Genomic DNA, 20,163 nt, shown 5'->3' with positions numbered 1-20,163 from the left:
AGCTTTTCCGATACATGTACTATACTTTTTTATTCATCGTCATGCCGAGGCAAGGTCGTTTCCGGTACACGGAAGCTTACCGTGGTCCCCCGCATGGGATTACTTTCAATTCGCAGCCCCTCTCCATACATATGGATAAGACGCCGATGGATATTTCTAAGCCCTACACTGGAGGATACATGTTCCTCCGACAGCAGCTGTTCCAGTCGCTCCGGGGGCATGCCTACACCGTCATCAGACACGCTAACCACAAAGTAGGCTCCATCCTGCTTAACAGCAACCTGCACGACTCCACCTGTTGCCCGTTGCATTACACCGTGGCGTATTGCATTTTCTACGATAGGCTGAATGCTTAATGGCGGGATAAGCGAGCGGGTATTCCTTCCTACCTCAATAGTTACCTGCAAACGTTCTTCAAAACGGGCTTTTTCCAGCGCCACATACGATTCCACCAATTCCAGTTCCTTGATAAGCGGAACTGTACTTTCCCTATTTTGAAAATCAAAGCTGCCACGTAAATACTGGCTCAGCTCCATGAGCAGCTCCGCTGCCTTGTCCGGGTCAGCGGCTACGGTCGAGACAATGACATTCAGCGCATTGTACAGAAAATGCGGCTTGATTTGTGCCTGTAAAAAGGCCATTTCCGAGCGCACCGCTTCCTCCGCTGAATCGCGCATGTTCAACAGCGTGCGCACACGCGCCTTTAATTCCTCAGCATCAACAGGTTTGCGCAAAAAATCATTGGCGCCAGCCATAAAGCCTGCGCGGATATCGCCAGGCAGATCGCGTGCCGTGAGTAGCAATACCGGTAACTCGGACAGAGAATACCGTTCCCGTATCCGGCGGCACAGCTCAATACCGGACATTTTCGGCATCATCCAATCCGTAATAACCAGATCAAACCGGGACCGGCTATTCAGCATGTGAAGCGCCCCCTCGGCATGGTCCACAGCCACCACAGTACAGCCTATCGTATATAGCAGCTCCTCCAGCACCCGGAGATTAACCTTATCATCGTCTACAGCCAGCACTCTGTAAGAAGCAGGCTTAACAGGCTCCACCGCCTCCTCTTCAACCGGATTCACATCCTGACTCAGCATTGCGCCAGACTGCAATATAACCGTAGTGGAATCATCTTTCCGGTCCTCATAGGCTAACGTACCCGTCTGCGCCAAAGGCAGTGTAAAATAAAAGGTTGAACCCTTCCCCAGTCTGGATTCTACCCACATTTGACCGCCATGCAGCTCCACCAGGCGGCGGGTGATGCCCAATCCAAGCCCGGTTCCACCAGACCCTTTATCATCAGCATTAGCCCCTCGGTTAAAAGGTTCAAATATATGTGCAAGATGCTCCTTGGCAATACCGGGGCCCGTATCCTTCACGCTGATTTCTATTACCCGGTACCCTACCTTGGCAGAGATATAGATCTGGCCCTCCTCCGTAAATTTCACCGCATTGCCCAGCAAATTGTACAGAATCTGATTCAACCGATCCTCATCCGCATGAACCTTCGGCAATGAACAGGGCCATTCTTTTACGAATTTGAGCTTTTTCTTGTCCATCGTATGATCCAGCACTTCCAGTACAGAATCTACAGCAGCTTGTACATTTACAGGGCGACGATTTAAGGCCAGTCTTCCATTTTTTAAATTGGAAAAATCCAGAATATCATTAATCAAATAGGACAGTCTGCGCCCCACCTTGGCTATCAAGGTCAAGTTATGCTTTTGTGGCTCATTGAATTGTGCTCCGTAACGATCCAGCATGGATTCGGCAATATTGATAATCCCGTGTAAAGGAGTGCGCAGCTCATGTGATGTGTTCGCCAGGAATTCATCCTTCAACCCATCCAATGTCAGCAAACGCTGTGACAGGTTCTCGACCTCCAAAAATGAATGGACAAAACGTTTGGCCAGCAGCAGCGTTTGAGCCAGCACGAATATGAGCATTTCATAAGCTGTCACTCCGCGTACATCCCCCCAGCCCAGAATATACACAAAGCTGGTCACCACAATCATGAGTATGCTCATAATACTAATGACAACCAGTGCCGCATCATCCGTCCGTTGAAGAAGTCCACGAATCAAGATCAACAATACATATCCCACACTGAATACGCCAAAAAGAAGAATGAATGCCTCAAAGGAGGAGAGTACCAACGTAGGCAGCAGAAGCCCCATGCCGAGCATCAAGATTGTTGCCATAAAATATAGACGCTGCACCATCCGATTCATGACAATCTGTGTCGATTGATGAACATACTGAATTAAAAAATAGTAAGACAGCGTTGAAGAAAACGATTGTATCTTTAATATCCACTCATAAGGCAAGTATGGCATTCCCCAGACCAGCAGCTTTTCTCCATGCGTCAAAATATAAAATAAAGCCGCGATACAAAAGCATCCCAAATAAAGCAATGCCTTTTCTTTTTTACGCAAAAAATACATCATGATAAAAAATACGGTAGGAATAAAAAATCCCGCTACCAGCACGGTGTCTTCTGCCATTGCTGCTTCCCGGCTATGCGTAATACTCTCGTAATCCCCAAATAACAATGGATAAATGATTCCACCAGAGGAATAGCTGTAATTCGCCACCTGCACGGTAATATCAGCCGAATGTCCATCTACCGCAGCAAAGCCTACATAGGGAGCGTTGCCCTGCCTACCTTTGTCGCTGGATATAGACGGAACACCGCTAGCTCCTACTTTTTTCCCGTCAATCCACACCTGACTGGCGCTGCGAATGTTTTGCATATAAATGCCGTACAGATTTTCTGCCTTTTCAGGCAGCAACACACGAATATGGTATGTTCCGTATCCGGTCGCCTGTCCTCCAGGCATCGACTGATTCCACTTACCAGGCACATTTACAATCTTGGCGGAAGATTCGGTTTCCAATCGCGATTCAGCAGGATTCTGATGAATTTCCCCATTCTTATCCCGCAAATCCTGAAAAGATGCAGGCTGTACCAACTGATTGGGGTAAAATTCCCATTCTCCACCCAGTTGTAGGGGGCCTTCCTTTTCAGGATTCCAATTGCGTAAATCCATAACACCATCGTGAGCTTTCCAATGACTGTTTTCGGATAGTACGCCCGACACCAGCGGATAAATGGGCAACGCAACCGCAAGCAGAAGTATAATAAAAAATAAAACACCCTGTCTTTTCATAAATCCTCCGCTCTTTCTGTATAATCTAACTTGTTGTATCGGTTATTCTAAGCTGCTGTGTTAGAAACACTACCCACGCAAAAAGGGACGTTCGCCACAGATCGAAATCTGTGCGCACCGTCCCATGTATACATCCTTGTATATCAGTTATTTCTCATCAACTCCTGCGTGCTTTACGGGACAACAGATTCCCTAAAGACTGAACGCCTTGTACAAATAAGACCAAAACAACCACGGTAATCAGCATAACTAACGTATCAAACCGCTGGTAGCCGTAGGAGATGGCCAGATCACCAATTCCGCCGCCGCCGACCGCACCAGCCATTGCAGTAGCCCCAATTAAGCCAATGGTGGCTGTCGTTAACGATAAAATTAGAGAGCTGAACGCTTCGGGAAGCAAAAAGTAACGAATGACCTGAAAAGGGGTTGCTCCCATTGCATCTGCCGCCTCTAATATTCCCGGATTAACCTCCAGCAGCGAATTTTCAACCAGCCTGCCGATATAAGGTGAAATATATACAATCAAGGGGACAATCGCCGCGCTGGTTCCAATGGATGTATTCACAATCAAACGGGTTAGCGGAATGATCGCTACCAGCAAAATAATAAACGGTAAAGAACGAACAATGTTTATGATTGGATTCAAAATACCGTAAAGCCATTTGTTCTCTAAAATGCCACCCGGACGAGTGACGACCAGCAAAATACCGATAGGTATACCGATTAGCGCACCAATGAATAACGAAATGCTGACCATGAGCAAGGATTCATACAATGCTTCCCACAGCTGATCCCAGGTTATTGTAGTTCCTGTAATCATCATAGGAACTTCACCTCCTCCTGAATATTGACCCCTTTGCTTTTGATAAAATCAACAGCCTGCTCGACGGCATGCTGTTCACCACGCAGTTGGATCGTCATATAGCCAATCGTCGTTTCTTGTATTTCCGTCATGTTGGCAAATAAAATATTCACATGAACATCATGCAGCCGAATCAATTCATGAACCACTGGTTCAGAAGCTGCCTGGCCGATAAATTCCAGTTTGTAAATCCGCTGTGACTCTTGCTGTTCGAACGTTTGCAGCACACTATCCGGTACCGTATCGTGAATAACTGTGCGTACAAAGCTTTGCGTCGTCGGATGCTGCGGCTGCCCGAATACCTCCAATACGTTGCCCTGCTCAATGATTTCACCCTTTTCCATTACGGCTACCTTGTTGCAAATCCGCTGAATCACCGACATCTCATGCGTGATGATCAGAATGGTGATCTTGTATTCCTTGTTGATTTTGCGAAGCAAATCAAGAATAGACTGCGTGGTCTGCGGATCAAGTGCCGAAGTCGCCTCATCACAGAGTAAAATAGACGGGTTGCTCGCCAGCGCCCGTGCAATCCCGACACGCTGCTTTTGACCGCCGGACAGCTCACTTGGATAGCTGTTTGCTTTGTCGGACAAGCCCGTGAACTCGAGTAGCTCCTTTACCCGCTGCTCAATCTCCCGTTTGTTGCGCTTGAGCAGCACCAGTGGTATTGCAATATTATCGAACACCGTTTTCGATTCCAGCAAATTAAAATGCTGAAAAATCATCCCGATCTTCTTCCTTATCTTTCGAAGCCCTGCGGTCGAATAGGTATTTAATAGCTCCCCCTCAACAAAAACTTCCCCGCTGGATACCTTCTCCAGACGATTGACCAGTCGAATCAATGTACTTTTACCTGCACCGCTGAATCCAATAAAACCAAAAATATCCCCTTTATCCACTTTGATATTTATATTTTTTAACGCCTCTATGCTTAACCCTTTTCTTACATAGGTTTTGGATACATTTTTTAGTTCAATCATTGCTTTAGCTCCTTCCGTTCCTTCAAGTATGTAAGATACCACTGAGCTGTTTGCATCCGTTTGTCGTTAGTCCACTAAATCCGAGTATTCTAGTGAGTTTTATAAAGTATACTACTTCGATTTAATATTCATGTCAATATGTGTTTTTTGGTCGCAATGATTAAGCTTTAACTCTGAGGGCATTTTACGCATAAATAGTCATAGCATTGCGGACTCTATGGAATATGCCGAAGCATACACACCTTGCCCAAACAAGACGGAAGAGAGGAAGTTAAATGAAACGAATATTTACCTTGTGGCTATGCGTTGCGGTTATAGGGATGTTAGCAGTTACGGGTGAATCCACACAAGCTGCTCAGACTGTTGACGGACAGCCTTATCATTTTGGGTTTAAGAAAAGTAAGGGAGGCGAGCTGCCCTCTATCGCACAAGAGGGCTTTATGCATCTGATTGAAAGACAGGGTGGCATCTTTCTGGGGGATACTACTAAAAAAGAATTATTTCTCACGTTCGATAACGGCTATGAGAATGGTTATACGCCCAAGGTGCTGGATGTTTTAAAGGCTAAGAAGGTTCCAGCCGCCTTCTTTGTAACCGGGCATTTTGTGAAGGACCAGCCCGCTCTGATGCGCCGCATGGCGAGTGAGGGTCATATTATCGGGAACCATTCATGGAGCCATCCTGATATGAGCACCATTTCTTCAGCAGAGATTCGGTCCGAGCTGGATCGGGTACGAAATGCATCGGCGGAGCTAACCGGACAGAAGGAAATGAAATACGTTCGGCCGCCTCGCGGCATATTCAGCGAAAAAGCATTGGCCTCCTGCCGAGAAGCGGGATATACGAGCGTATTTTGGTCTGTTGCTTATAAGGACTGGGATACAAATATCCAGCAGGGCGCAGATTATGCCTACCAACAAGTTATACGTCAGCTTCACCCCGGAGCGGTCATTCTGCTTCATTCTGTATCCAAGGACAACACCGAGGCGCTTGGTTCGATTATAGACGAAGCACGTAAGCAAGGGTACGAGTTCAAAAGCCTGGATGACCTCAAGGTTAAGCATTACCACTAAAGCTGCAACTGAATTTTGATGTGCAGTAAATGTAATAAAGCCCGATTTACACCTGCTTACAGCAGCCAGTGTGAATCGGGCTTTTTTTATTGCAAGGTTAGCTTATACACTCTTGCCTCATAAGGGCGCAGCTTCAATTCATGCAGATTTTCCCCTTGTACCGGTTCATAGTTGGACAACAGCAGCTCCGCATTGGCAGTAGCATAGCCATCCTCCTCTGGCCAGCGGAACAACGGACCACGTTCAAAGAAATTCAAAATGACCAGCAAATGCTCCTGTCCCAGCATGCGGGTGAATACATACAGCTCTGTATCAAGTGGTAACAGCAGCTTGTACTCGCCATAAACAATAACCTCATGCTGTTTGCGCAAAGCAATCAGCTTACGATAGTAGTGAAAAATCGAATCCGGATTCCTTCTTTCCACCTCCGCGTTGATGTGCGTATAGTTATCGTTGATTTTCATCCACGGCTCTCCGTCGGTAAAGCCGGCTGCATGACCATCATTCCACTGCATAGGAGTCCGCGCATTATCCCGACTTTTCCTCCAAATTGCAGCCATAATCTCTTCCTCAGGCTCACCTATCTTTCGTTGCTGCTCATAGTAATTTAGCGTCTCCACATCCCGGTAATCATCAATTGACGGGTATGCGATATTGGTCATGCCAATTTCCTCACCCTGATAAATATAAGGCGTGCCTTCGAGCATGTGTATGAAGGTTGCCAGCATTTTGGCTGATTCCACACGGTACTGCCCATCATTCCCAAATCGTGATAGGGCACGCGGTTGATCATGGTTGTTTAAATAATTGGCATTCCATCCTTCCGAATGAAGCACGGTCTGCCAACGGCTCATAATTTGTTTCAGCTCCACCAGTGTCCATGGCTTGAAATTCCATTTTTCAGTCCCTTGACCTTGGGCATCGACAAACATATGCTCAAACTGGAAAACCATATTCAGCTCATGCCGCTGGTCACCTACATAATCAAGCGCCTGCTCCGGACCCAGACCGGAGGTCTCACCGACAGTCATTAAAGGATAACGCATCAGCACTTTTTCATTTAGCATGCGCAAAAGGTCATGTACCTGCTCGAGATTGGAAAAGAGCTGATAGGCCCTCACCAATGTCCTCTTATCGGGATTATCAGCATCAGGCAGTCCCTCGGCTTTGGCAATATGGGCGATAGCATCAAACCGGAAGCCATCAACTCCTTTTTTTAGCCACCATTCCACCATACGATAGAGTTCGCCTACCATCTCATCATTCTCCCAGTTCAAATCCGGCTGGTGCTCGGAATACAGGTGCATGTAATATTCGTCTGTAAGCTTGTCATATTTCCACACAGAACCGGAAAAATACGATTCCCAGTTGTTCGGATATCCACCATTTTTGCCTGTTCGCCATATGTAGTAATCCCGCTTCGGATTATCCTTGGACGAGCGTGATTCCGTAAACCACGGATGCTCATCTGATGTGTGGTTTAATACCAGATCCATCATGATTTTGATGCCTCGCTCATGCGCCTTGTGCAAGAGTTCATCAAAGTCATCCATCGTTCCGAACTCATCCATAATGGCATAATAATCACTAATATCGTATCCGTTATCATGATTGGGCGACTTATACACAGGGCAAATCCAGATCACATCAATGCCCAGCTCACACAGATAATCCAGTCTGGACAGAATACCTTGCAGATCGCCTTTTCCGTCTCCATCAGAATCCTGAAAGCTGATAGGATATATCTGATACACCACTGCTTCCTTCCACCATATCTTTTTAGGCATGTTTCCCTCCTGTAGCTTCTCTGCATCCAATAGCTTATGCTGTTAACATACACGCAATACCAGCTGACGAATCGTTATTTAGAGGAATAAGACAGCTTCAGGTTGTACACATTGACTCGGTTTTACCTATATATATGAACCACCCATATATATGAACCAGAAGCGATGCCATTCTTAAATCAAAGGAGGAATTCATGTGAACCATCGACCCAAGCAGCTCCAGGATCTGATTGTAGAGTCCGCTGTAATCCCGCCAAACATCCATGTGGATGTGGAGTCAGCCACCGAAGGGGGAAACCGCCGCCTGATGCTTAGCGATAACCCGGAGACACTTACCGACGTGACTGTACCTACTGAGCAAGCCACCCTGTGGCATGATGTAGTTCGTACCACCACCCGTACGGTCAAGCACCGCATTTTCGGCTGGCATTATAACAAAATCGGAGGCCCCGTTAAGCTAGGCATTACGGTAGAAAACAAAAGTAATGCTGTGCTGGAGGTACGTCATATGGAACGCGCTCTTGAGATTGCCCCTGAGGATGGCAACTGGATTATAGATGTCGGGCAATCCATTGCCAAAAGCTGTTTGGCGGGTGCGATGAAACGTCTGAAGCCAGTTGACCGTCATAAATTTGGCAGAGGCACCGCCCTGCTGGAAGAATTCAAGCTGCCCGAAGGATCGCTGGCTGGATTCACCTATGACTTCACGGTGGAATATGGCGAAGGCCACGGTACGCTGGATTACGTCATTCGCACCGTGGTCAGCAAGAACACGCAGGTCGACCTGCGTCAGATTCATACGGATGCGCTCCCGCCTGTACCTCCACCGCAGGCGCATCCACGAGGGGTGTGGTCCTTTTCCGAAACGAATGCACGGATGCCGGCGTACGTGGTAGGGCAAAGCGCCAACTATCGGGCGTGTGCCACCAAAAAACTGGACGGCGATCCCCCTGCCGATCTGCTGTTTACCGGGGCACGCAGCGAGCTGGGCCCTGCGCTGGATAACCGCGGACAATTCGGCACCATATACAACGCGACCATTCCCATCGTTAATGACAGTGACGAGGTACGTACCGTGCGGATTTATGCAAATCCGCGTGGAGGGGCATTTGCCGGATCTGTACGCATAGGCAATCATGTATATGGTATCCCTCTGCTGCGAGATAATACCAAGCTATGCCGATTGGTTGATATCAGCGTCCCTCCCGGCAGGTCCAGCTATGTTGTCAGTTTCATGGTCGCAGGCAGTGCAACTACGCCGCTAGGTTTGTACGTTATTACACTATAGCTATACTCACGATGACTCCTTCGTCATTAGCGTAAAAAAAGCGCGAGTTCTAGGGTTATTTCCCCCTATAACTCGTGCTTTTTGGATTATGCTCGCCCATTTGAGCAGGTTATGGATAGTTGTTCTTTAGTTGCCCAAACACACTTAATACCGCTCTATTTGAACCGCTGGACCTGCCTCGAAGGCATAATGGTCAACTCCGGAATGTTGACATGCTCCGGCTGCTCCAGTGCATACAGGGCAGCTTCAGCAACATCATCGGGATGCAGCGGCAAAACGCTCGAAGCAAACGCCCGAATCTCCTGCTCGGGATATCCGGCCACCTGCGAAAATTCCGTCGCCACCGCCCCGGGGTGAATCGCAGTTACACGAATTCCTTGCGTACTGGTCTCCAAACGCAATGCGGAAGCTATGGCGCTAACGCCGTACTTGGTAGCGCTGTATAGTCCTCCTCCGGCAACCACTTCCTTCGCTGCAATAGAGGAGACAATGACAACATCCCCCTTGGCCTGTTCCCTCATTGGCTGAAGCCCATACTTCAGTGTCAGGACAAGACCGTGCACATTCGTCTTGTAAAGCTCCTCCCATCGTTCCAGGTCCACTTCTGCCAGTGGGCTTCGATACCCGAAGCCGGCATTGGCAACGATAATGTCAAGCCGCCCCCAGCGTTCAAGAATGGCGTGAACCGCCTGCTGTACGTCTTCAGCTTTTTGGATATCGGCAGGTATTGCCATGACCTCGTACAATTCCTCTTGGTGCAAGTCGCGAACCAATTCGTCCAATCGCTCCTGACGGCGTGCCAATACAGCTACATATGCGCCTCGCTTTGCCAGTTTTTTTGCAATCGATGCCCCAATGCCGCTGCTTGCGCCTGTTACCAAAGCCACTTTACCGGCTAGGCTTTCCTTCCCTTTCCAGGATAATTCCAACTCATCCAATATCATATTAAACCCTCCCCAAGCTTATTTGGTTAAAAGCACGCGATGAACACCCTGGCTGCCTCCAGGAGCTGTGCCTATATATAAATATCCGTCATGGTTTACAGCCGTAGTTACGCCATAAAGCGAGCCTTCAGGATCATGCCAACTTCCGATGAGTTTCCCTTGCGAATTAAGCTCCACAGCAAGCCCATGCTTCACAGGTGCGCTTGCACCGCTGAGCAGCGATTGAGGCAATTTGGCCATCATTCCAGCCAGCCACGGGCTTCCATGCATCTGATCTACAAAGGGAATACGTGTCGTGAAGAGACCGACCCAGAAATGGCCTTGATCATCACGCGTAATGTTATCCGGAAAACCAGCGAGATTATCCGCAAAAATATCCGAAGTCCCCTTCTTCGGCCCTTTGAGCCAGTATCTGGTCAATTGGTAGTGATACGACTCTGCCACAAGCACAAAATCTTCGTCCGCAGACAAGGCAACCCCGTTCGCAAAATAAAGGCCTTCCAACAGAACTGTCGTCTGCTTGGTCGCCGGATCATATTTCAGCAAACGTCCATGTGGCTTGTTCTCGGCGATTTCTTTGAAGGTCACTCTGCCATAATTGGAGGTGTCAGAAAAATAAATAGTGCCATCTTTCGCAATATCTAGCTCATTGGCCAAATAGATCGGTGTGCCGTCGACTTGATCGGCCAACACCGTCACGTTCCCGGAAGGATCTACAGACAGCAGCCCCTTCTGGACATCCGTAACGATCAGATTTCCACTAGCGTCAAACATAAGTCCATTGGGTGTTCCTTTGGTATCTGCATATAGTTGGGCCTTTTGCGGATTGCCCTTTCCATCAAAGGCAACCTTATAAATTTTCCCGTCGGAGTCTCCCGTATATAAATTACCTTCCTTGTCAAAGGTGATAAATTCCGGAAACTTAGGAGCATCTGTAACAAGCTCTGCGGAGCTGAGTTTATTATTTTGTTGCCATGGACCCGCTTTCTCAAAAGAGGGAGCCGAAGGTGCAATCCATTTTGCAGGCTGGACAGGGGAAGGGATGAGCATGAAAATAATCACTCCCAGAAGGATTACCGTCAGCAGCGATAATCCGGCTCTGCGTCCCCATTTACGCGGTTTCTTATTCTTTCTTTCTAGAGAATCTTTGATGGACAAATCAGGTTTACTGGGCATGAGTGCCTCCTATGTGATGTGGGTAATATTTATATTTGAACGACGATTTTACCGAAATACTGTTTTCCTTCAGCCAAAAGTGCAAAGGCTTCACCGATTCGGCTGAGCGGGAATACCCGGTCGATGACAGGATGTAGCTGATGGTGGGAAATGGCGCGATTCATGTTTTCGAAATGTTCCCTGTTACCGACTTGACTGCCACGAATCGTCGCAGCCTTTTGTAAAATGCTGGTGACATCGAACTCAGGAATGGTCAAGCCCGATAAGAATCCGACCATGCTCACAGTCCCTCCGGTACGAAGTGCATTGATGGATTGTGCCATTGTTGCCGCTCCCCCCACATCCAGGACATGGTCGACTCCGCCGCCTGTCAGCTCCAGAGCCACTTTACCCCACTCGGGAACTTCCGAATAGTTGATTGTCTGCCATGCGCCGAGAGCTTTTGCCCGTTCCAGCTTGTCATTGCTGCTCGATGTAATAATTACCCGTGCTCCCGCCATCAGAGAGAATTGAAGCCCAAAGATGGAAACACCGCCTGTTCCTTGCAAGAGCACCGTATCCCCCGCTCGCAGCCCGCCGGATTCCATCAGCATGCTCCATGCGGTTAATGCCGCAATCGGCAAGGTGGAAGCCTCCTCCCAAGAAAGGTGATCCGGAATGGCGACGACCCCTTCTTCATGCAGAACGATATATTCAGCCGCCACTCCACTGAGCGGGCCTCCCAGACTGTCCTTTAATACCTCCGCTCTGGTGCTCCCGCCAATGAATTTCTGTTGGAAATTTCCCGCTACCCTTTGTCCAACCTGAAATTTTGTCACCCCTTCGCCCACAGCCACAATTTCACCCGCTCCATCGGATAACGGAATGAAGGGAAATTGAATGCCGGTCGGCACTGCTCCATTAAGTATTACCAAATCTCGATAATTAAGAGACGCTGCCCTTATGCGGATTAGAACTTCCAGCCGTCCCGGCACCGGTATGTCGAGTTCCGTCAAGGTTAATTCTTCAAAGCCGAAACCGTTTTTCAGTTGCACTGCTTTCATTTTGGTTGTCCTCCCTGCAATGTTAAATTTTTTACCCATTATAGATACAGTGTATTATACAGAAAACAATGTTTCCTGTATAATACACTGTATCTATTTATCTTCAAAACGTCAATCTTTACTTTAAAAATAAAACGTGTCGTAAAACTGCCTCCGTTTTTTTTTGCGTTCCTTACCAAGTAAAAATTGGAGGCTGGGTTCCTTTCGCTTGCCCATAACTTGCTCAGGTAGACAAGCATGAACCAAAAAACGCGAGTTGCAGGGGTGGAATAACCTCTGCACTCGCGTTTTTACATTAATGGTGATATAAGCACTTCCAATACAGTTAAAATTTTGCTTATGAGACAGACCCATTTAAGCTCCACATTTTATAGACTACGTAGATTTAAACGTGCTTCTGACTACACTACTCTACTAAGTACAAAATTGGAGGGCGGGCAGGGTTCCGGCTTGCCAAACAAATAACCCTGAGCCAGAGACACACCTGCTTCACGACAAAACTCAAAATCCTCCATCTGCTCAACGCCTTCAGCCAGCACCAAGCCACCAAAGCGAGAAGCCGATTCCACGATCCCTGTAATCTGTCGCTTCTGGTCACTGCTACGATGACAGCCATTAATTAAACTTCGATCAATTTTGACATAATCCGGCTGGAGACAATTCATAAGTTCTGTCGTGGAATAACCTGCCCCTACATCGTCAAGTGCCACTGAAACTCCCCGTATGCGATATTTTTCAAATATTTGATGCAAAATACTCAGGTCGTCAATTTCTTCCGTCTCTACGACCTCAAACACAAAATCCTCCGTATTCATGGACAACCGGTCAATCGTCTCAAAGGTATGATTCAAGCAGTAGACAGGATTATAAATGGTTGAAGGAAGAAAGTTAATAAACCGTTTAATCCCCGCAGGAAGACATGCTGCACTCTTTTCAATAGCGGAAATACGGGCCGAACGATCCAAATGAGCATGCAGGCCAGCTTCACGGGCAATTTCAAACAGTTGAAAAGGCTGAAAGGGCCGCTCCGAATGTGACGGACGCAGCAAAAACTCAAACCCGATAATGTTCAATTTGTGGTCAACAATAGGCTGCAGGTGGCTGGAAAAACTTTTGTCACAAATAATATTCACAATTTCCGGATGTTGGAGTCTGACTTGCAATTGGCTAAATAGAAGCCAGTCCTCATATCCTTCCACATGATACATCCCGGTCACCAAAGCCTCCATATGTAGCAGCCATTCATGGGGAAGACGAGCCAGTCCGTTAACCAGCTGCTCCAGCTCTGAACGACTGTTATACCGAAACACTCTGCCATTCTCACAGCATTGCTGCGATAGCATACCCAAGCCATCTAATGCTGGACTAAGCGACACCCTGGGATGCCTGATCTTCAGCAATCCTTGATCCTTAATAGGTAAGATGATGCTGCAACTGCTGCAAGTCATAATGGTCCTCCTCGGAACAATTTTCCGGTTTTTTCACCATTATATCACAAGTAACTAGAGCAAAAGTACTACAAAATCCAGAAAAACAAGCTTGTAACCCGTCGAAATTTAGGACTTAAGTGTAGGTTCGGCAAAAAAATATTATTTTTCATAAAAATCAAAAAAGCAGCAAGTCTCTCGGATAGAGACTTGCTGCTTAGCTCTGTTAAGCTTTGGAGCCGGAAAGCAAACTTACTTGGAAGTCTTTGGCTTGGTTGTGTTAGCTGGCTTGGCAACTGCAGGCTTCGTTGTTTTAACCACTGGCTTTGCTGTTGCTTTCGCAGGGACTACAGCTTCCTTAGCAGGAGTCTCTGCTGCATTAGGCTTCGCACCAGCTTTTAAGCTGTATTTGGCAAAGCCGTCTGCTGCGCTGCTCAAGTATGCAATTTGTTGATTTCCAGCCAGCACATCCTTGGCATCAGGAGAGGACTCGAAGGTAACCTTTGCCTGACCGAAAGGAGCAATAGACCAATTGCCATCCGCTGACGGATTAATGGTTCCGTTCGTACGGATATAGTCAGTAATGACTTGACGGTTTTCATCCGGCGCTGCCATGACAATGCGTTTGCCATCCGGGTTCGCCAGTTTGGATGAGGAAGCACGGTAGTTATTGGTGGCTACGATAAATTTCTGTGCAGGATCAATTGCCTTCCCATTATATTGCAAGTCCTTAATACGATGAGCCGATGAATCAATAATAGTTCCCTTGGCATCGTAGCGTGCAGGCTGAGTTACATCAATTTGGTAAGTTACACCGTCAATGACATCAAAATTGTAGGTTGGGAAATCTTTGTTGATTAGCGCTTGTTCCTCTGTTTTGTTCGGATCAATGCGGTTAAACTGACCCGCAGACCACTCCAGCCATTCCTGAATTTCAGCACCGGTTACTTCTACAGCATGAACCGTATTCGGATACACATACAGATCGGACACGTTTTTAATCGCTATCGTACCTTCGGGAATGTTGGTGTAATACGAAGCACCGTTGCGACCACCGGCCTTGAATGGGGCGCCGGCCGACAATACGGGAAGATTTTCATATTCGGTCCCTTTAAGATGGCTTTGAACATACCATTTTTGTGCATTCGTCACAATCTGAATGGATGGGTCATCCTGCACCAATGCAAAATAACTGGTAATAGGTGCGGTGGTAGTTCCGACCGGCTGACGAACATAATCCAGCGTTCCTTTATGCTCATCCTTGATTGCATCTACCAACCTAAAATCTGGATTCGTCTGTACAGCTTGATTTTTGGCATTCACAACCGGACGTGCTTCAGACTGGGAATTCGTAACGGTCCACTCATTTTTTTCCTTTTCCAGACTCAGGTCGATAATGCCCAGCTCCTTGCCCCACGAGGAGGCTTCAACAGCCGGTACACCATTAATGGTTCCTTTATCCAGGTTTACCCCGCTCATCCCTTTAAAATCAGGGCCTGGGAAAGATTTATGTGCATGTCCAAACAGAATCGCGTTAATTCCATCCACCTGGCTCAAATATTTAACGGCATTCTCCATCATTGGTGTTTGCGGCACATCCTCATAACCTGTGTGTGCAAGCACGACAATAATATCGGCACCCTCCAATTTCATTTGAGGAATGAATTTTTTTGCCGTTTCCACAATATCCTTCGTAACAACCTTGCCTTGCAAATTAGCTTCATCCCACTGCATGATTTGAGGAGTTACCAGGCCGATTACACCCACTCGGAGCGTTTGCTGTTTACCCTTCTCATCCGTTACCGTTTTATCGAGAATCTTATAAGGAGTAAAATAATTTTTAGTATCTTGGCCCCCGTTGTCATAGTACACGTTCGCATTGACGTAAGGGAAATCGGCACCCTTGAGTGATTTCTCCAAAAAGTCGAGACCGTAGTTAAATTCGTGGTTCCCCACTGTAGCAGCATCGTAGCCCATCAAGTTCATCATCTTGTAGACAGGATGGACACCGCCTTTTTTCTCGAAGGTTTTGTTTCTGGCCATATAATCGCCCAACGGATTGCCTTGCAGCAAGTCGCCGTTATCAAACAACAGGCTGTTTCTCGCTTCACTACGTGCCTGCTGGATCAGTCCGGCTGTGTTAATCAAGCCATATTCGTTGGTTTCCTTGTCTGCATAATAATCGTAGTTCATCAACGTCGTGTGAATATCCGTCGTTTCCATAATTCGCAAATTCACTGTGGCTCTGTCCCGAGAATCATCGGCAGCCCAGGACGGAGCAGCTGTAAATACCAGCATACTGCAAGCTACAACCGCTGCAGTAAACCCTTTAAACCAATTTTTACGAAATAACAAAATATACCCCTCCTCATTAAGGTTTATGGCTCATATACATACTTTTGCACATATATGTAAGCTTTGAACCCACCATTCCTATTTTAATCCAACGCCAGACAAAAAAGTAGTCATTTGCTCAAAGTTATTTATAAAAAAATAATTATTTTTTTTCACAAATAAAAAACCAGCAAACCTCCTCCATAACTCGAAAGATTTGCTGGTTTTTTCAATTGAATATCTGTCGCTATTTCTCCCACACCTGCCGCTCGGTTTGCTGACCCACATACTCAATTCGAGTCGGATTCACGTCCAAAATGACATAATTCGGGTCATCCGGTCCGGAAAACCATTCCTTCAGGGAGTCATTCCACACTTGTTTGCGCAGTCCCTCATCTGCTGTGACCTGGACGGAAGCCTCTACTTCTACAACTTCCTTCGTGCCCCCCACCTCATAACCCAACAGAAGGTAAGCATTCGGATTGTCTTCTAGCTCATCCACCTTATGTGTTTTACGATTCGTTGCCAGATGGATGTTCATTCCATCGTTGAAGAGGGCCATATAGCGTACCTTCGGCTTACCGCCCTCCACTGTGCCCAACGAGCAAAATTTGTTGTTATCCAAAGCCTTCACAATGGCTTGTTCCAGTTGGCTGCGATCCAATGTTTCCGTTTTACCCATGGTACAACAACTCCTTTTCGTGAATTACAGTTCTGTACGGACATGTCATCCAGCACCAGCTTATCTGATCCTATCTGCGCAGCTGACCTGAAACTAGCATGACTCGCACAGCTCTGAATGGTTCATGTTCATTTTCAGAGCGAAGCTCACAATAAAAGTGTACCCTGTCGTTTGGCAAATGAACCGTCATCTCTTCCTCAATGCTGGACAGTCCAGCCTTCAAGGCATATAATCGTCGTATTAGACCCGAATAAATAAACCCATTAAACCATACAATGCCAGGGGTGCTGGAATCGGCCGGCTGAGAGTGTGTCCCAAGACACTGACCCTTACAACCTGATCTGGGTAATGCCAGCGTAGGAATGCTTAAGCTATGATGTGCTTTTTTATATAGGCCATCCCTTACTTTGGTATATACAAGCGCAAGCGTCCCGGAACCTTGGGGCGCTTTTTTTGTTGAGGATTAAGTTGTTGGAACGCTAGCGTCCGGCAGATGTTATTTTTATGCATAAGCTGTCTAATTCGACGGATGACGGGTAATTAAAAGGAGAGAACACAACGATGAAGCGCATGAAAATGTTAAGCCTGGGACTGATTAGTCTGTGGCTCATGGCCCTGACACTGACCGCCTGCGGCGGGGGCTCCCCCTCTGCATCTCAAGAGGCGGCTCCTGCCAGCAACGCTCCAACATCCACCCCGGCAAAGGGGCTTAAGGACGTTAAAGTCGTACTCGACTGGACACCAAATACGAATCATACGGGACTCTACGTCGCCAAGGATAAAGGATTTTACGAAAAAGCGGGCTTGAATGTCCAAATTGTTCAACCTGGTTCAGGCGGAGCCGACCAAATGGTCGCTTCGAATGCGGCACCTTTTGGTATCAGCTATCAAGAAGGTGTCACCCAGGCTCGCACGCAAGGCGTCCCGCTTGTGTCCATCGCTGCAGTGATTCAGCATAATACTTCTGGTTTCGCGGCCCCGGTAGACCGTGGAATTAAAAGCCCAAAGGATTTTGAAGGAAAAACATACGGCGGCTGGGGTTCACCCGTAGAAGAAGCGGTCATGAAATCCATCATGGATTCAGACAAGGCTGATGTGAGCAAAGTGAAGATCATAAATATGGGCAATGCCGACTATTTTACAGCCGTGAAGCGGGATATCGACTTTGCCTGGATTTTCTACGGATGGACCGGCATAGAAGCAAAGCTACGGGGTGAACCACTGGATATGCTGTATGTAAAGGATTATTCCAAAAGCCTCGATTACTATACGCCTGTGATTGTCAGCAATGAACAGACCATTAAAAATGATCCAGAGCTGGTCAAAGCGTTCATGGACGCTACCGCCCAAGGCTATGAATACACCATTGCTCACCCGGAAGAAGCCGCGGATATCTTAAGCAAAGCCGTGCCGGAGCTGGACAAAAAGCTGGTACTTGCCAGCCAAAAATGGCTAAGCCCGCATTATCAGGACGATGCCGCGCAATGGGGTGTGCAAAAAGCAGAAGTATGGAAAAACTACTCGGACTGGATGTACGAACGCAAGCTGCTCAGCAAACCTTTGGAGGTCGACAAAGCCTTCACAAACGACTTTTTGCCCAAGCGTTGAGCATTTTGCTAAAACGCTAAAATCACCAACTAAATAAAGTCAAAGAACTAGAGGTGTACATGCAGCGCCACTACGCAGTCGGATGGTGCTTCCCATCGCCACCGCCCCCGGATTTCTTTTATCAAAATCTAGAGGTTGAAATCCGGGAAGGTGATGCTTCCGAAGCGAGCTTTCCTACGGAAAGCTTTTAAAGCGAACGCTAACGCTTCTACAGCACCATTCCGACCACTTCGTTCTCGTTCCACTTCTTTAGTTTCATTTTTTCTAAGCGCTAAGTAGGTGCGCTTGTGTGTTAAAAATGCCACACAAACCAGCTTTAAAAATAAGGTGCTTTTAAGGCGGTTGGCAGCGGAGCGGTTCATTTGAATCTGGAGAAGCGAAGCGGTCTCACCACCTTAAACCACCCTATTTTCTCTAAAACACTCCAAATGAAGGACAGGTGAATTCGCATGGCTAACACTTTGCTCAGTATTCAAGTGATTCCTAAAACACCTAACAACGAGGACTCTTATCCTTATGTAGATAAGGCGATTGAGGTTATTCAACGTTCCGGTGTCAAGCATCAGGTTAACCCCCTGGATACGACAATGGAGGGCGAGTTGGACGAGCTGCTGCAAGTCGTTAAAGAAATGCACGTGGCATTGACGGAGGCCGGCAGCCCCAGCATCATTTCACAGATCAAAATCGCACATAATCCACAGGGCATCAGCATGAACAAGCTGACAGAAAAGTATCGCCCATGAACCCAAAAGGCAAGAACGCACCCTGGTGGAAAAGCGTGTGGCCGCCCCTTGTGGCGGTCCTCTTCTTTTTAGCGGCCTGGCAAGGGGCGGTTTCCTATTTCCATGTTGAACCCTGGCTGCTTCCAGCTCCGTCCCTGATCGTACATGAGGGCATAGCCCAGTCGGCGTTGCTTGGTGCCCATACGTGGGCTACGATTCGCCTGACACTTGGAGGATTTGCGATAGGGACAGCAACGGGACTGTTGCTTGCCATTGTTCTTCATACGATTCCCTTTCTCAAATCTTCCCTGTACCCTTTGCTCATCCTTAGCCAAAACATTCCAATCATTGCGCTTGGTCCATTGCTGATGGTGTGGTTTGGTTTTGGCGTGCTGCCAAAGCTGATGGTGATTACATTAGTGTGCTTCTTTCCCGTGGCTGTAGCGGCCATGGATGGACTGACACGGACGGACCGTATGATGATGAATTATATGCGCATGTCGGGCGCGGGTCGTATGGCTATTTTTCTAAAGCTGGAGCTGCCGCACTCCTTGCCACAGGTATTTTCCGGCATCAAGATTGCTGCCACCTACAGCGTGATGGGCGCAATTATTGCCGAATGGATCGGTGCCAGCGAAGGAATCGGATATTATATGATGCTGCAAAAATCAGCCTATCGCACGGATTTGATTTTTGCCGCCATTGGCATCATTGTTGCACTCAGTCTATTGATGTTTATCATTATTATACTGCTGGAAAAATGGCTGGTCCGCTGGAAACCGGATCAGGAATAGCTTCCAAATGGAATCAAATAAACCCGAAGAAAGGACGTGGTGCGTATGAGCCTGCATCCTCCTGATTTATCATCACAAAGCATGGCTGATGAACAACGGGTCGGGGAACAGCAGGAGCTTTCATCTGCTCCTCCGGCATTAGAAGTGGATGGCATCAGCCTCGCCTTCCGTGAAAAACGTAGCTCACTGCCCGTATTGCAGGATGTATCCCTGACCGTTAAACCGGGAGAATTCGTCTCCCTCATCGGCCCGTCCGGCAGTGGAAAA

At 47.4% G+C, this 20,163-nt stretch carries 15 protein-coding genes, 1 pseudogene and 1 riboswitch; of the genes and pseudogenes, 6 read left to right on the top strand and 10 right to left on the bottom strand.

All coding sequences use genetic code 11. The annotated features are described in order from the left end of the window. Nucleotides 1–29: 29 nt before the first annotated feature. The 3 genes from L693_RS0115735 to L693_RS0115725 all read right to left on the bottom strand — a co-directional run bounded on the left by L693_RS0115735 (nt 30) and on the right by L693_RS0115725 (nt 5,018). A complete protein-coding gene (locus tag L693_RS0115735) occupies nt 30–3,173 on the bottom strand; it encodes a hybrid sensor histidine kinase/response regulator (RefSeq protein WP_025718133.1) in 3,144 nt (1,047 codons plus the stop codon). 157 nt (nt 3,174–3,330) lie between these two features. Beyond that, nucleotides 3,331–3,996 (bottom strand): methionine ABC transporter permease, encoded by a 666-nt coding sequence (locus L693_RS0115730; RefSeq protein WP_025718131.1) that lies wholly within the window; start codon nt 3,994–3,996, stop codon nt 3,331–3,333. After that, entirely contained in the window at nt 3,993–5,018 is a 1,026-nt protein-coding gene (locus L693_RS0115725) for a methionine ABC transporter ATP-binding protein (protein WP_025718129.1), read from the bottom strand. Before L693_RS0115725 ends, L693_RS0115730 begins: the two co-directional genes overlap by 4 nt. 275 nt (nt 5,019–5,293) lie before the next feature. Here L693_RS0115725 and pdaA point away from each other — a divergent pair, with 275 nt between their 5' ends. After that, nucleotides 5,294–6,091 (top strand): delta-lactam-biosynthetic de-N-acetylase, encoded by a 798-nt coding sequence (gene pdaA / locus L693_RS0115720; protein WP_025718126.1) that lies wholly within the window; start codon nt 5,294–5,296, stop codon nt 6,089–6,091. 86 nt (nt 6,092–6,177) lie between these two features. Here the strand turns inward: pdaA and L693_RS0115715 are convergent, their stop codons facing one another. Then, on the bottom strand, nt 6,178–7,878 hold the full coding sequence (locus tag L693_RS0115715) for a glycoside hydrolase family 13 protein (protein ID WP_025718124.1): 1,701 nt from the start codon (nt 7,876–7,878) through the stop codon (nt 6,178–6,180). Between the two features lie 196 nt (nt 7,879–8,074). On the opposite strand from L693_RS0115715, the gene L693_RS0115710 reads away from it, so the two are divergent. Further along, nucleotides 8,075–9,166 (top strand): hypothetical protein, encoded by a 1,092-nt coding sequence (locus tag L693_RS0115710; protein ID WP_025718122.1) that lies wholly within the window; start codon nt 8,075–8,077, stop codon nt 9,164–9,166. A gap of 155 nt (nt 9,167–9,321) precedes the next feature. On the opposite strand, the gene L693_RS0115705 is transcribed toward L693_RS0115710, so the two are convergent. The 6 genes from L693_RS0115705 to L693_RS0115680 all read right to left on the bottom strand — a co-directional run bounded on the left by L693_RS0115705 (nt 9,322) and on the right by L693_RS0115680 (nt 16,772). Further along, nucleotides 9,322–10,110 carry an SDR family oxidoreductase gene (locus tag L693_RS0115705; protein WP_025718119.1) on the bottom strand — a complete coding sequence of 263 codons (789 nt, stop codon included), beginning with the start codon at nt 10,108–10,110 and terminating at the stop codon, nt 9,322–9,324. Nucleotides 10,111–10,128: 18 nt separating this feature from the next. Then, on the bottom strand, nt 10,129–11,286 hold the full coding sequence (locus tag L693_RS0115700) for an SMP-30/gluconolactonase/LRE family protein (RefSeq protein WP_025718117.1): 1,158 nt from the start codon (nt 11,284–11,286) through the stop codon (nt 10,129–10,131). Nucleotides 11,287–11,315: 29 nt separating this feature from the next. Next, on the bottom strand, nt 11,316–12,329 hold the full coding sequence (locus tag L693_RS0115695) for a zinc-dependent alcohol dehydrogenase family protein (RefSeq protein ID WP_025718115.1): 1,014 nt from the start codon (nt 12,327–12,329) through the stop codon (nt 11,316–11,318). A 401-nt stretch (nt 12,330–12,730) separates the two neighbouring features. Then, nucleotides 12,731–13,777 carry an EAL domain-containing protein gene (locus L693_RS0115690; protein WP_025718113.1) on the bottom strand — a complete coding sequence of 349 codons (1,047 nt, stop codon included), beginning with the start codon at nt 13,775–13,777 and terminating at the stop codon, nt 12,731–12,733. 231 nt (nt 13,778–14,008) lie between these two features. Further along, nucleotides 14,009–16,111, bottom strand: a complete 2,103-nt coding sequence (locus tag L693_RS0115685) for a bifunctional 2',3'-cyclic-nucleotide 2'-phosphodiesterase/3'-nucleotidase (RefSeq protein ID WP_025718111.1) — start codon at nt 16,109–16,111, stop codon at nt 14,009–14,011. A gap of 226 nt (nt 16,112–16,337) precedes the next feature. Further along, nucleotides 16,338–16,772 (bottom strand): pyridoxamine 5'-phosphate oxidase family protein, encoded by a 435-nt coding sequence (locus L693_RS0115680; protein WP_025718109.1) that lies wholly within the window; start codon nt 16,770–16,772, stop codon nt 16,338–16,340. Nucleotides 16,773–17,042: 270 nt separating this feature from the next. Continuing rightward, nucleotides 17,043–17,152: riboswitch (TPP riboswitch) on the top strand. Between the two features lie 181 nt (nt 17,153–17,333). Between L693_RS0115680 and L693_RS0115675 the strand changes: the two genes are divergently transcribed. From L693_RS0115675 to L693_RS28195, 4 genes and pseudogenes are all read left to right on the top strand, one after another. Beyond that, nucleotides 17,334–18,380 carry an ABC transporter substrate-binding protein gene (locus L693_RS0115675; RefSeq protein WP_025718108.1) on the top strand — a complete coding sequence of 349 codons (1,047 nt, stop codon included), beginning with the start codon at nt 17,334–17,336 and terminating at the stop codon, nt 18,378–18,380. Nucleotides 18,381–18,829: 449 nt separating this feature from the next. After that, nucleotides 18,830–19,123: a thiamine-binding protein gene (locus L693_RS0115665; RefSeq protein ID WP_025718104.1), complete on the top strand. Its 294-nt coding sequence runs from the start codon at nt 18,830–18,832 to the stop codon at nt 19,121–19,123. Beyond that, a complete protein-coding gene (locus L693_RS0115660) occupies nt 19,120–19,896 on the top strand; it encodes an ABC transporter permease (RefSeq protein ID WP_025718102.1) in 777 nt (258 codons plus the stop codon). Before L693_RS0115665 ends, L693_RS0115660 begins: the two co-directional genes overlap by 4 nt. A 45-nt stretch (nt 19,897–19,941) precedes the next feature. Next, a pseudogene (locus L693_RS28195) lies at nt 19,942–20,163 on the top strand (ABC transporter ATP-binding protein); the annotation flags it as partial.

Source organism: Paenibacillus sp. 1-18, from assembly GCF_000520755.1.
GTDB classification, from domain to species: domain Bacteria; phylum Bacillota; class Bacilli; order Paenibacillales; family Paenibacillaceae; genus Paenibacillus; species Paenibacillus brasilensis.
The sequence above is the reverse complement of the archived record's forward strand: the minus strand, read 5'-3'. Positions and strand labels throughout refer to the sequence as shown.